Below are 12765 nucleotides of genomic sequence, written 5' to 3'. Positions count from 1 at the left end.
CCGATGAGAGAGGACGACCATGAGAACGACCCACCTCGCCGCCCGCCTGCACGGCGTGGCCTTCCGGGTGCTGAACCGGGCCGAACGCCGCGCCGAACGCGGTGACGTCCCCGGCTGGGTGCTCATCACCCTCATGACCGCCGGTCTCGTCACGGTGCTCTGGGCGGTCGCGCGGGAGCAGCTCGTGAGCCTGTTCCGCAGCGCGCTGTCCTCGGTGACCGGCTGACCGTCGCCGCCGTGTGCGGGTCCCGCCGGACGGAGCGCGGAGCAGCCGTCGTCGACTTCGTGATGGTGTCCGTGCTGCTCACGACGATCTTCCTCGCCCTGGTCCAGCTCGGGTTGGTGCTCCACGTCCGCAACGTCCTGATCTCGTGCGCGTCGGAGGGTGCCCGGGCCGGCGCGCGGGCCGACGCCGTCCCCGGAGAGGCCGTCCTGCGCACCCGCTCGCTCGTCGGTGCCTCGCTCTCCCCGCGGTACGCACGGTCGGTGAGCGCACGCGAGTCCACGGTCTCGGGGGTGCGCGTCGTGGAGGTCGAGGTGGTGGCCCCGCTGCCGGTGCTCGGCCTGCTCGGGCCGGAGGGCCGCCTCGACGTCGTCGGCCGTGCCTTCCGGGAGGACCAGTGAGCCGCCCGCGTCGCGTGGCGACCGCGAGCCCACGCCCCGAGGGGCGGGCGATGCGTCGCGAGTCCGGCAGCGCCGTGGTCGAGTTCGTCATGCTCGGTGTGCTCCTGTTCCTGCCACTCGTCTACCTGGTGCTCGCCCTCGGGCGGGTCCAGGCGGGGGCCTTCACCGTGAGCCAGGCCGCGCGCGAGGCCGGTCGCGCCTACATCACGACCGACGCGGGCGAGGACCCGACCGGGCGGGCCCGGGCGGCAGCGCGGATCTCTTTCCTGGACCAGCGGTTCGAGGACACCGGGACGCTGACGATCGCCTGCGACGGCTCTCCGTGCCTGCGACCCGACGGTCGTGTCGAGACGACGGCGACGGTCCTCGTGCCGCTCCCGCTCGTGCCGGCCTTCCTCGAGGACGTCCTGCCGCTCAGCATCCCGGTGACGGCCTCGCAGGTCTCGACCGTCGACCGCTTCCGGGTGCTGCCGTGACGGCGCGGGCCGCCGTCGTCCATGACGAGCGCGGGACCATCACGGTGTACCTCCTCGGGCTCGTCGTCGTGGCGATGACCCTCATCGCCGGCACGGTCGCGGTGACCTCGGCGCACCTGGCGCGGGTGCGGATGCTCGACGCGGCGGACGGCGCGTCCCTCGCCGCGGCGGGGGCCCTCGACGAGGGGGCCTACCGGAAGGGCGTCGGCGAGTCCGTGCCGCTCGCGACCGCCTCGGTGCGGGAGCGGGCTGCGGCCTACCTCGGCTCGGTCGAACGTCCGACGGGCGTCCTCGACTGGCGCCTCGGGCCGGCCACCGGCACCCCCGACGGACGCACCGCCGTCGTCGACCTCAGCGGTGAGGCGGAGCTGCCGCTCGTCGGTGGTGTGCTGCGCGAGCTCGGCGTGAGCATCACCGTGCACGTCACCTCGCGCGCCCGCTCCGACCTCCTCGCTCCCTGACCGCGGACCCTGTCGCCGGCGGCCCGGCGGGCATAGCGTCGGGGACGTGCCCGACCTCCCCACCCGGTTGCGCGGCCGATGGTGCATTCGCTCCACCGACAGCTTCCTGTCCGTCGGTTCGCGCGGCAGCGTCCTCTCCGTCGGCAGCATCGGCTCGGTACTCAGCATCGCGAGCATCGGGAGCTTCGCCTCGGTGCTCAGCCTCGGCTCGTCGATGAGCCTCGCGTCGGCGTTCTCGAGCATGTCGATGTTCTCGGCCCTCTCCGAGCGCAGCGATTGCAGCCTGCTGTCCAGCCGCAGCCGGCGCAGCATCCTGTCCGACCGCAGCAGCGACGCGGTCCGTGGCCACCTCGAGGCGGGCGACCGCCACCACCTGCAGCCGCTCGACTGACGCCGGGCGCGACGCAGCGGGGCGGCCGGGCCCTGCTCCCGACCACCCCGCCCGTCCACGACGCCGGCGCCCCTGCGCACCGATGCGGTGGACCACGTCGAACGCCTTCGTGCCCGTGCCCCGGACCCTGCGAGCGGCCGACCGGCGAGCCCCTGCTGCCCGCCGTCGAGGTGAAGGAGACGCGCCTCCGCACCCTGATACATCTCCCGGAAGAGTTTTTTCCGGCCCTCCCTCACTCCACTGATTGCGAGTTCCGCCGCTCGACACGCCGACGACCCGCGTGTCGAGCGGCGGAACTCGCAAGAAGTCGGGAAAGGCCCGGGGTGGGGCAGGGGGGAGGGGCCGGGGAGGAGGGGGGAGGGTCAGTCGTCGGTGGTCGCGCGCAGGGCGGCGCTGGCCTCGTCGATGATCGCCGCCATCGCCGCGGACGCGGCCACCGCGTCGCCGGCCCCGATGGCCTGCGCCACCTCGGAGTGCAGCCGGATCGCCTCCGGGTTGGGGCGGGCGGGCATGAGGTCGTGGTGGGTGCGGCCGGCGAGGACCTCGTCGACGACCCCGGAGAGGGCCGCGAGCATCTCGTTGCCGGAGGCCTCGAGCAGCGCCCGGTGGAACTGCTGGTCGGCCGCGAGGTAGGCGACGAGGTCCTGGGCCTTGGCCTGCACCTGCATCTCCATGACGGCGGCGGCCATCCGGGCGCACTGCTCGCCGGTCGCGCGCGCGGCGGCCAGTGCCGCGGCCACCGGCTCGACCCCGCGCCGCAGCTCGCCGAGCGAGAGCAGCTGCTCCTCGCGGCCGGGCCCGTCGAGGCGCCAACGGATGACGGTGGGGTCGAAGACGTTCCACGCCGAGCGCGGCTGGACGAGCACCCCGACCCGCCGCCGGGTCTCGACCAGGCCCATCGCCGAGAGCACCCGCACCGCCTCGCGCACGACCGAGCGCGAGACGCCGAAGCGCTCGTCGAGCCGGTCGATGCGCAGCACCGACCCCTCCGGCGCCGCCCCCGACACGATCTCGGCGCCGAGGGCGTCGAGCACCCCGGCGTGCAGGCCCGGCGCGGGCGGTCGGCGGCCCGGCGCGGACCGAGAGGGCGTGGCCATGCGGCAAGGGTGCCAGACGCCGATGTAAGCACCCGCCCGGTGTGATTGATGAGACTTTTCCAAGGCTCAGGGGTTGATAAAGCCGACTTAAGGGCGCATGCTGTGCGACGACCCGCCCTCGGCGTCGAGGGCCCGCCGACACAGGAGTCGCGCAGCATGACCACCACCAGCCAGTCCCCCCTCGTCGTCGTGATGGGGGTGTCCGGATCCGGCAAGACGACCGTGGGTGCTGCGCTCGCCCAGCGGCTCCGGGTGCCCTTCGCGGACGCCGACGACTTCCACCCCCCGGAGAACGTCGCGAAGATGTCCGCCGGCGTCCCCCTCACCGACGACGACCGCGAGCCCTGGCTGCGGACCATCGCCGCGTGGCTCGACGCGCACGCCGAGGCCGGGGGAGTCGTCTCCTGCTCGGCCCTGAAGCGGTCCTACCGCGACCTGCTCCGTGAGCAGGCGACGCAGACCTTCTTCCTCCACCTCCACGGCGACCGTGACGTCATCGCCGCGCGGATGGCCGGCCGCCCCGGTCACTTCATGCCGGCGGCCCTCGTCGACAGCCAGTTCGCCACGCTCGAGCCCCTCCAGGCCGACGAGCTCGGCACCGCGCTCGACGTCAGCGCCCCCGTCGACGACCTCGTCGAGCAGTCCCTCCAGATCCTCGCCCCGAAGGACGGTTCCCTCCGATGACGACCACCGACCTCCACGGGCTGCTCTTCCCGGCCCTGACCGCCGCCGACGGCGCGACGCAGAGCATCCCCGCGAGCCGGCTCATCCCCGCCGCGCTGCTCGGCATCGCCGTCATCGTCGTGCTCATCACCCGCTTCAAGCTCCACCCCTTCCTCGGCCTGACCCTCGGCTCGCTGACCGTCGGCGCCGTCGCCGGGGTCGCGATGGGCGACGTCGTCGACTCCTTCACGAAGGGCTTCGGCTCGACCGCGGCCGGCGTCGGCACGCTCATCGCCCTCGGCGCGATGTTCGGCAAGCTGCTCGCCGACTCCGGCGGCGCCGACGAGATCGTCGACACCCTCATCGGCCGCTCCTCCGAGCGCACCCTCCCGTGGGCCATGGCCGCGGTCGGCGCGATCATCGGCCTGCCGATGTTCTTCGAGATCGGCCTCGTGCTCCTCATGCCGGTCATCTACCTCGTCGCCCGCCGTGCCCAGGTCTCCGTCGTCCGAGTGGGCATCCCCGCCCTCGCCGGCCTCTCCGCGATGCACGGCCTCGTGCCGCCGCACCCCGGCCCGCTCGTCGCCATCGACGCCCTCAAGGCCAACCTCGGCCTCACCCTGATGTTCGGCGTCATCGTCGCCATCCCGACCATCGCGGTCTCCGGGCCGCTGTTCGCCAAGCTCGCCGGCCGCTGGGTCGACGTGCCCCCGCCCGCCATGTTCGGCACCGGCGACGACGACGAGCGCGGCTCCCGCGAGCGCCGGCCGTCCTTCGGCCTGACGATGTTCGCCGTCCTCACCCCCGTCGTCCTCATGATGGGCAAGGCGCTCGCCGACATCTTCAGCAGCGAGGGCACCGCCGTCCGCTCGGCCCTCGACTTCATCGGCACGCCGGTCATCGCGCTCCTCATCGCCGTCCTCGTCGGGATGGCCACCCTCGGCCGCGGCGCCGGCATGGGCATGAAGGAGATCAGCACGAGCCTCGAGGGCTCGCTGCCCCCGATCGCCGGCATCATCCTCATCGTCGCCGCCGGCGGTGGCTTCAAGCAGACCCTCGTCGACACCGGTATCGGCGAGCTCGTCGCCGACTGGGTCCGCAGCAGCGGCATCTCGGTCCTGCTCCTGGCCTGGGTGGTCGCGGTCCTCATCCGCCTCGCGACCGGCTCCGCCACCGTCGCCACGGTCACCGCGTCGGGCATCCTCGCCCCGCTGGCCACCGGGCTCCCGGCGGCGCAGGTCTCGCTGCTCGTCCTCGCGATCGGCGCCGGCTCGGTGTTCTTCAGCCACGTCAACGACGCCGGCTTCTGGCTCGTCAAGGAGTACTTCGGCCTCTCGGTCGGCCAGACCTTCAAGTCGTGGTCGGCGATGGAGACGCTGCTCTCGGTCACCGGTCTCGTCGTCGTGCTCCTCCTGGGGCTCGTCGTCTGACCGACGCACCTCCGCCACCCCACACGGCCCGTACCCCACCGGTGCGGGCCGTGCCGTGCGTCCGGCCCCCGACCCGGCACGTCGGGGCCCCGAGCCCCGCTCGCGTAGGCTTGCCCCTCGTGGCCACCGACTTCACCCAGGAGATCAAGGACCTGCGCAGCACGATGGCGTCGGTCCGGGAGGTCACCGACCTCACCGCCCTCGAGCAGCAGATCGCCGAGTACGAGCAGCAGGCCGCCGAGCCGTCCCTCTGGGACGACCAGGAGCGCGCCCAGCAGGTGACCTCCGGCCTCTCCCGCGCCAAGGCCGAGCACGAGCGGGTCGTCGGCATGGACGCGCGCATCGACGACCTCGAGGCCCTCGTCGAGATGGGCCAGGAGGAGGACGACGCCGACACCCTCGCCGAGGCCGAGCGCGAGCTCGTCAAGGTCCGCAAGGCCGTCGGCGAGCTCGAGGTCCGCACCCTGCTCTCCGGCGAGTACGACGAGCGCGCCGCCGTCGTCACCATCCGCGCGGGCGCCGGGGGCGTCGACGCCGCCGACTTCGCCGAGATGCTCATGCGCATGTACCTGCGCTGGGCCGAACGCCACGGCTACCCGACCAAGGTCATGGACACCTCCTACGCCGAGGAGGCCGGCCTGAAGTCGGCCACCTTCGAGGTCGACGTGCCCTACGCCTACGGCAACCTCTCGGTCGAGGGCGGCACGCACCGCCTCGTCCGGATCAGCCCCTTCGACAACCAGGGCCGTCGCCAGACGAGCTTCGCCGCCGTCGAGGTCGTGCCCCTCATCGAGGGCACCGACAGCATCGACATCCCCGAGAACGAGCTGAAGATCGACGTCTTCCGCTCCAGCGGCCCCGGCGGCCAGTCGGTCAACACGACCGACTCCGCGGTCCGGATGACGCACATCCCCACCGGCACCGTCGTCTCGATGCAGAACGAGAAGTCGCAGATCCAGAACCGCGCCGCCGCGCTGCGGGTCATGCAGTCGCGCCTCCTGCTCATCAAGAAGGCCGAGGAGGCCGCCGAGCGCAAGGAGCTCGCCGGCGACATCAAGGCCAGCTGGGGCGAGCAGATGCGCTCCTACGTCCTGCACCCGTACCAGATGGTCAAGGACCTGCGCACCGAGCACGAGGTCGGCAACACCTCGGGTGTCTTCGACGGCGACATCGACGGCTTCATCGAGGCCGGCATCCGCTGGCGCAAGGCCCAGGAGAAGGCCGACGCGCAGGGCTGACGCCCGGCCCGCCGACGCCCACCCGCCGATGACCGACGCGCTCGACCCCGCCTGGGGCGCCTGGACCGACGACCTCGCCGCCGCCGTGCGCCGCCTCGACGACGGTGCCTCGCTCACCGTCACGGCCCCGCCCGGGCACGAGCGGATGGCGCGCAGCGGCTCCCGGCTGCGCTGGCTGCTCGGCGGCGGACGCCGCCCCGTGGCCCCCTCCGTGCGCCTCGTGCGCGCCGAGGACCACCTGCGCGGCCACTGGGCCGGACCGCAGCGGGCCGGCGGGACGTTCCCGTGGACCCGCGAGGAGGAGGAGCGCATCCTCGCCGCCGGCTGGCACGTCCCGACCGCCACCGACGGCAAGGACTACCTGCGCTTCTGGCCCGACGACGTCCCGAGCGGGCCCTACCTGCCCGAGGCCGACGCGCGGCGCGCGGCGACCGTCGTGGCGACCACCTTCCGCGACGTCCTCGGGGTGACGCCGCACGACGGCGGGCTCCCCGTCGTCGGCCCGGCGGTCGGTGACCCGCCGAACGTCCCGAGCTGACCGCCGCGCGGCGTCGCTCGACCTATCCTCGACAGTGCCGTGGTGTGCCCGCGGTCCCCTGTTCCCCAGCCGTGAGGCCCTCTGCTCCGCATGATCCGCTTCGAGAACGTCACGAAGGTCTACCCGCGCTCGACCCGTCCGGCCCTCGACGCCGTCGACGTCGACATCGACCGCGGCGAGTTCGTCTTCGTCGTCGGCCCCTCCGGCTCGGGCAAGTCGACGATGCTGCGCCTGGCGCTGCGCGAGGAGGCCGCGACCGAGGGCGTCGTCCTCGTCGCCGGCCACGACCTGCGCAAGCTGTCGACCCGGCAGGTGCCACGCCTGCGCCGCGAGATGGGCGCGGTCTTCCAGGACTTCCGGCTGCTGCCGAACAAGACCGTCCACGAGAACGTCGCCTACGCGCTGCAGGTCATCGGCAAGCCGCGCCACGCCATCCGCCAGCTCGTGCCCGAGACCCTCGAGATGGTCGGGCTCGCCGGCAAGGAGAAGCGCTTCCCGCACCAGCTCTCCGGCGGTGAGCAGCAGCGCGTCGCCATCGCCCGCGCGGTCGTCAACCGGCCGCAGATCCTCCTCTGCGACGAGCCGACGGGCAACCTCGACCAGGCCATCAGCCTCGACATCGTCCGCCTGCTCGACCGCATCAACCGGACGGGGACGACCATCGTCATGGCGACGCACGACCACGACATCGTCAACGCCCTGCGCAAGCGGGTGCTCCAGCTCGCCGACGGCCACGTCGTGCGCGACGAGCGGGAGGGCAACTACCACCCGACCGGGGAGCTGCCCGTGGTGACGACGGACGGGGAGGCCTGAGATGCAGGCGCGCTTCCTCGCCTCCGAGGTGGGCTCCGGCCTGCGTCGCAACGTGTCGATGGCGGTCTCGGTCGTGCTCGTGACGATGGTCGCGATGTTCCTCCTCGGCCTCGGGCTGCTCGCCCAGCGGCAGGCGGACACGATGAAGGGCTACTGGTACGACCGGATCCAGGTCTCGATCTACCTCTGCAACGCCAACGCGCTCGCGCCCAACTGCGAGGGCAAGGCGGCCACCGACGCCCAGCGCACGGCGCTGCAGGACCAGCTCGAGGCGCTGCCCGAGGTCAAGCAGGTCTTCTACGAGTCCGAGCAGCAGGCCTTCCAGCGCTTCAAGGAGCAGTTCCGCAACAGCCCGATCGCCGGCAACGTCCAGGAGGGCGACCTCCCGCCGAGCCTGCGCGTGCAGCTCGACGACCCGACGAAGTTCCGCAACGTGACGACGCAGTTCGAGGACGCCCCGGGCGTCGCCACCGTGCAGGACCAGGAGAAGGTCCTCTCGAAGTTCTTCACGATCATCAACTGGGTCACCGTCTTCGCGGTCTTCCTCGCGGCCCTCATGGCCGCGTGCGCGGCGCTGCTCATGGCGACGACCATCCGGCAGGCGGCCTTCATCCGGCGCCGCGAGATCGGGATCATGCGGCTGGTCGGGGCCTCGAACTGGACCATCCGTGCCCCGTTCATCTCCGAGATGGTCATCGTCTCGGCGGTCGGGGTCCTGCTCGCCGTCGGCCTGCTCATCGGGCTGACCCAGTACGTCTTCACCGAGGGGGCCAGCCAGATCGCCCTCTCGCAGGCGTTCATCGGGGTCTCCGACGTGTGGTTGCTCGCGCCGTGGATGCTCGGCGGGGTCGTGCTCATCGCGGTGGGGACGAGCGTCGTCACGCTGCGCCGCTACCTGCGGGTCTGAGGCCGGCGACTGCCCGGACGGCCTGCGCGAGAGGGTCGGGCGCTGAGAGACTGCTGATGTCCGCCCGGCGTCCGCCCGGCCCCCGCCTGGCCTGTTGACTGTGCACATCGATGGGGTTCGTGTTACCAATGGTGATCATGGGACGACCTGACCGCCCACGCGGCGCCCGTTCACGACGGCTCCTCGGGCTCGCCGCGGCGATGACCTGCTCGAGCGCGCTCGTGCTGGCGGTCGCCCCGTCGGCGCCCGCCGCCCCCGACCCGGGGACCCAGAAGCGGCAGGTCGACCGCAAGGTCGACGCCCTCGAGAACGAGGTCGAGGACTCCAGCGCCGCGCTGCGCAAGGCCTACCAGGCCCTCCACGCCACCGAGGACAAGCTCCCCGCGGCCCGCAGCGCCCTCGAGAAGGCTCGCTCGGCGGCCGACGCGGCCGACGCGGCCGAGGCCCGGGCCTCCCAGGAGCTCGACGTCGCCAAGGCCAACGAGGCCAAGGCGCGCGACGACCTCGAGGCCTCGACCAAGGCCGTCGCCGCCGGGCGCAAGCGCCTCGCGCAGTTCGCGTCACAGGTCTACCAGCAGCAGGGCTTCGGGCAGCTCGACGTCGCGCTCTCGAGCACGCAGCCACAGCAGTTCGCCGACCGGCTCGCGATGGTCGACACCGTCCTCGACGTCCAGAACGCGACGATGCAGCGCCTGACCACCGAGCAGGCGGGTCTCACCGCGCTCGAGGACCACGTGAGCGCGCTGCGCGCCGACTCCGCGCGCAAGCAGCAGGCGGCCGCGGCCGCGCTGAAGAAGGCCGAGTCCGCCCGGGCGAGCGCCCAGCAGGCCCAGGTCGACCTCGAGTCGCTCGTCAGCGCGCAGAAGGGCCAGGCGGCGAGCTTCGCCGACCAGCTGGCCGCCGACAAGAAGCAGCTCGCCTCGATGAAGGCCGAGCAGGACCGCCTGAGCGCGGTCCTCGCCCGCCGCGCCGCCGAGGCCCGCGCCCGCGCCGCGGCCGAGGCGAAGAAGCGCGCCGAGCAGAACAAGGGCAAGGGCGGGTCCGGCGGCGGCTCGAGCTCCGGTGGTGGATCCACCGGCGGCGGGGGCTCGACCGGCGGGGGCGGCTCCAGCACCTCCAGCGGCGTCCTGTCGCGCCCGGTGAAGAGCGGCTGGATCAGCTCGGAGTTCGGCCAGCGCTTCCACCCGATCTACCACTACTGGAAGCTGCACTCCGGCCGGGACTACGCGGTCAACTGCGGCACGCCCGTCTACGCGGCGGCGTCCGGCACGGTCATCTCGGCCGGCTGGGGCGGCGGCTACGGCAACCGCATCGTCATCGACCACGGGCTCGAGCGCGGTGTCGGCCTCGCGACGACCTACAACCACCTGACGAGCATCGTCGTCGGTGGCGGCTCGGTCGGCCGCGGCCAGCTCATCGGCTACAGCGGCACGACCGGCACCTCCAACGGCTGCCACCTGCACTTCGAGACGCTCCAGGACGGCGCGTTCGTCGACCCCCGCAAGTGGCTCAACACCCTCTCCTGACGCGCCCGGCCGGCCCGTCGGCGGGAATCGCCGTGAGCCGGTGCCACCCGGGCGGGTAGCCTCCTGACCGTGGCGAAGGACAAGGGGCGGACCCCCGGGACGAAGCTCGTGGCGAGCAACCGCAAGGCGCGCCACGACTACCTCGTCGAGGACACCTACGAGGCCGGCATGGTCCTCATGGGCACCGAGGTCAAGGCCCTGCGGATGGGTCGGGCCTCGCTCGTCGACGGCTGGGCCGGTTTCGACCGCGACGAAGAGCTCTGGCTCGAGGGCGTCCACATCCCCGAGTACGTCAACGGGACGTGGACCAACCACACCCCGCGCCGGCGCCGCAAGCTCCTCCTGCACCGCCGCGAGCTCGACAAGATCGCGCAGGCGACGCGCGAGTCGGGCTACTCCGTCGTCCCGCTCAGCCTGTACTTCAAGGAGGGCCGCGCGAAGGTCGAGATCGCGGTCGTCAAGGGCAAGCGGGCGTTCGACAAGCGGCAGGCGCTGCGCGAGCGGCAGGACAACCGCGAGGCCGAACGGGCCATCGCCGCCCGGCGGCGCGGCGAGGACTGACGATGCCCCGCCGCGGCGGGGTGCGGGCCGCGCTCCTCCTTCTGCTGGCCTGCCTCGCCGCGCTCACCGCCTTCGCCCCCGCGGCGGCCGCTGCTCCCGGGGCGCGAGCACCCGAGCGCGTCGGCGCCTGGGGCGGCGCCGCACCGGCCGCCCTGCCGGCGCAGGAGCAGGCCGACTCGCTGCACACGAGCATCGAGGCGCAGGAGGACGGCAGCGTCGTCGTCACCGAGGACATCACCTGGCGCTTCCCGGAGGGGGAGGACCGGCACGGCATCTACCGGCTCGTCCGGGTCCGGGCGGGCTACCGCGACAGCGAGACGCAGTACCGCTACTACGAGCTGTCCGGCATCGAGGTCACCTCGCCCACCGGGGCGCCGACCGACATCACGGTCGAGGACGACGGGGCCGACCGCCGGATCCGGATCGGCAGCCCCTCGGAGACGGTCAGCGGCACCGCGCGCTACGTCGTGCGCTACCGCCTCGCCCACCTCGTCAACGACATCGGCGACGGCACCGCCGAGGTCTACTACGACGTCGTGAGCACCGCGAGCTCCTTCCCGCAGCACGACGTCCGCGCGACGGTCACCGGTCCCGCCGACGTCACCCGCGCGGCGTGCTTCCACGGCCCCTACGGCTCGAGCGACCCGTGCCCCGCGACCCCCGGCGCCAGCGCCGAGTACACCGTGCCCGACCTCGCCGCCGAGGAGGGGGCCTCCGTGGTCGCCTCGTTCCCGCGCGAGGCGTTCGGGGACCTCACACCCGACCTGCGCGAGGGCGACGTCGGCAGCAGCGGGGGCAGCACGGTGACCCCGGCCACCGCCCGCACCCTCGGGCTCCTCGCCACCGGGGGCGGGCTGCTCGTCCCGCTGGCCGCCGGCACCCTCATGGGGCTGCTCGTGTGGCGCCGCGGGCGGGACGAGCGCTACGCGGGCCTGACGCCGGGCCTCTCGCCGGGCGCCGGCGAGTCCGCGCCCGTCGTCGTCGGCGGTCCCGCCCCGACGGTCGCCGTGCAGTTCACCCCGCCGGAGGGCGTGCAGCCCGGCCTCGTCGGGACCGTGCTCGACGAGGAGGCCGGCCTGGTCGACGTCACCGCGACGATCATCGACCTCGCCGTGCGCGGCCACCTGCGCATCGGCCGTGAGGAGCGGAGCGCCCTCCGCTCCGACGACTGGGTCCTCACCCGCACGACGCCGCCCGCCGGGGGCCCACCGCTCGCGCCGTACGAGCAGCTCCTCCACGAGTCGCTCTTCGCGGCCGGCGACCAGGTCGCGCTCTCGTCGCTGAAGAACCGCTTCAAGCCCACCGTCGACGCCGTCCAGCGGCTCATGTACGAGGAGGTCGTCGAGCGCGGCTGGTTCCGTCGCAGCCCGCAGGCGCAGCGCTCGGGCTGGATGGCCCTGGGCAGCGTGCTCGTCGGTGTCGGTGTGCTCGGGGGCTTCTTCCTCGCCGGCCCGGCCTCGGGCCTGTTCGCCGACTCCGGCCTGCCGGTGAGCCCCGTCTGGGTGCTCGCGGGCGGTCTCGTCGTCGGCGGTCTCGTGACGCGCGCGCTCGGGCGGCGGATGGCGGCCCGGACCGCGGAGGGCTCGGCCGTGCTCGCCGGCTCGAAGGGGTTCGAGCGCTACCTCGCGACGGCCGAGGCGAACCAGATCCGCTGGGAGGAGGCGCAGGACCTCTTCAGCCGGTTCCTGCCCTACGCCATCGTCTTCGGGCTCGCCGACCGGTGGGCCGCGGTGTTCGAGGAGGTCGCCGCCGCGGCGGCCGCCGCGGGGCACACGGTCGTCAGCCCGCTCTGGTACGTCGGCTCGTGGGGCGACGGCGGCTTCCGCGACGTCGCCTCGAGCATGGACTCGTTCTCGACCGTCGCCGCGGGGACCCTCGTCTCCACCCCGGGCTCGTCCGGCTCCTCGGGCTTCAGCGGGGGAGGCGGCTTCAGCGGTGGCGGTGGCGGGGGATCGTCCGGCGGCAGCTGGTAGCCCGGCCGGCCGGGTCGGCCCCGCACGACGGACGGGCCGCCCCCGTGAGGGAGCGGCCCGTCGTGGT

15 protein-coding genes are annotated in these 12765 nt (G+C 73.3%); 14 read left to right on the top strand and 1 reads right to left on the bottom strand.

All coding sequences use genetic code 11. The features are described 5' to 3' along the window. Positions 1-19 precede the first annotated feature (19 nt). Genes IG69_RS0107585 through IG69_RS22705 form a run of 5 tightly spaced genes read left to right on the top strand, consistent with a single transcriptional unit; the run spans position 20 to position 1952 of the window. Positions 20-226, top strand: a complete 207-nt coding sequence (locus tag IG69_RS0107585) for a hypothetical protein (RefSeq protein ID WP_051750339.1) — start codon at positions 20-22, stop codon at positions 224-226. Between the two features lie 11 nt (positions 227-237). Then, positions 238-624, top strand: coding sequence for a TadE family protein (locus IG69_RS0107580; protein WP_030527559.1), 387 nt, complete (start codon positions 238-240; stop codon positions 622-624). Between the two features lie 50 nt (positions 625-674). Further along, a complete protein-coding gene (locus IG69_RS0107575; RefSeq protein ID WP_030527558.1) occupies positions 675-1100 on the top strand; it encodes a TadE/TadG family type IV pilus assembly protein in 426 nt (141 codons plus the stop codon). Then, positions 1097-1561, top strand: a complete 465-nt coding sequence (locus IG69_RS0107570; protein WP_030527557.1) for a pilus assembly protein TadG-related protein — start codon at positions 1097-1099, stop codon at positions 1559-1561. The genes IG69_RS0107575 and IG69_RS0107570 overlap by 4 nt, the downstream gene beginning before the upstream one ends. Positions 1562-1607: 46 nt before the next feature. After that, positions 1608-1952: a hypothetical protein gene (locus IG69_RS22705; protein WP_211250981.1), complete on the top strand. Its 345-nt coding sequence runs from the start codon at positions 1608-1610 to the stop codon at positions 1950-1952. A gap of 362 nt (positions 1953-2314) precedes the next feature. Here the strand turns inward: IG69_RS22705 and IG69_RS0107560 are convergent, their stop codons facing one another. Continuing rightward, positions 2315-3049, bottom strand: a complete 735-nt coding sequence (locus IG69_RS0107560) for a FadR/GntR family transcriptional regulator (protein WP_051750338.1) — start codon at positions 3047-3049, stop codon at positions 2315-2317. Positions 3050-3205: 156 nt separating this feature from the next. Here IG69_RS0107560 and IG69_RS0107555 point away from each other — a divergent pair, with 156 nt between their 5' ends. The 9 genes from IG69_RS0107555 to IG69_RS0107515 all read left to right on the top strand — a co-directional run bounded on the left by IG69_RS0107555 (position 3206) and on the right by IG69_RS0107515 (position 12698). Beyond that, entirely contained in the window at positions 3206-3733 is a 528-nt protein-coding gene (locus IG69_RS0107555) for a gluconokinase (RefSeq protein ID WP_036829527.1), read from the top strand. Beyond that, positions 3730-5142, top strand: coding sequence for a GntP family permease (locus IG69_RS0107550; RefSeq protein WP_084696652.1), 1413 nt, complete (start codon positions 3730-3732; stop codon positions 5140-5142). The genes IG69_RS0107555 and IG69_RS0107550 overlap by 4 nt, the downstream gene beginning before the upstream one ends. Positions 5143-5261: 119 nt before the next feature. Continuing rightward, complete coding sequence (gene prfB, locus IG69_RS0107545) at positions 5262-6380, top strand: peptide chain release factor 2 (RefSeq protein WP_030527552.1); 1119 nt, start codon at positions 5262-5264, stop codon at positions 6378-6380. Between the two features lie 28 nt (positions 6381-6408). Continuing rightward, positions 6409-6918, top strand: a complete 510-nt coding sequence (locus IG69_RS0107540; protein WP_030527551.1) for a TY-Chap domain-containing protein — start codon at positions 6409-6411, stop codon at positions 6916-6918. A 90-nt stretch (positions 6919-7008) separates the two neighbouring features. After that, positions 7009-7731 (top strand): cell division ATP-binding protein FtsE, encoded by a 723-nt coding sequence (ftsE, locus tag IG69_RS0107535; RefSeq protein ID WP_030527550.1) that lies wholly within the window; start codon positions 7009-7011, stop codon positions 7729-7731. A gap of 1 nt (position 7732) precedes the next feature. Further along, on the top strand, positions 7733-8638 hold the full coding sequence (ftsX, locus tag IG69_RS0107530; RefSeq protein ID WP_030527549.1) for a permease-like cell division protein FtsX: 906 nt from the start codon (positions 7733-7735) through the stop codon (positions 8636-8638). Positions 8639-8775: 137 nt separating this feature from the next. Beyond that, a complete protein-coding gene (locus IG69_RS0107525) occupies positions 8776-10164 on the top strand; it encodes a M23 family metallopeptidase (RefSeq protein ID WP_157577416.1) in 1389 nt (462 codons plus the stop codon). Between the two features lie 69 nt (positions 10165-10233). After that, entirely contained in the window at positions 10234-10725 is a 492-nt protein-coding gene (smpB, locus tag IG69_RS0107520) for an SsrA-binding protein SmpB (RefSeq protein ID WP_030527547.1), read from the top strand. 2 nt (positions 10726-10727) lie between these two features. After that, positions 10728-12698, top strand: a complete 1971-nt coding sequence (locus tag IG69_RS0107515; RefSeq protein ID WP_036829404.1) for a DUF2207 domain-containing protein — start codon at positions 10728-10730, stop codon at positions 12696-12698. The last annotated feature ends 67 nt before the right edge of the window (positions 12699-12765 follow it).

This window comes from Phycicoccus jejuensis (assembly GCF_000720925.1).
Classification (GTDB): Bacteria; Actinomycetota; Actinomycetes; order Actinomycetales; family Dermatophilaceae; genus Phycicoccus; species Phycicoccus jejuensis.
This window is presented reverse-complemented; position numbering and strand designations above follow the sequence as displayed.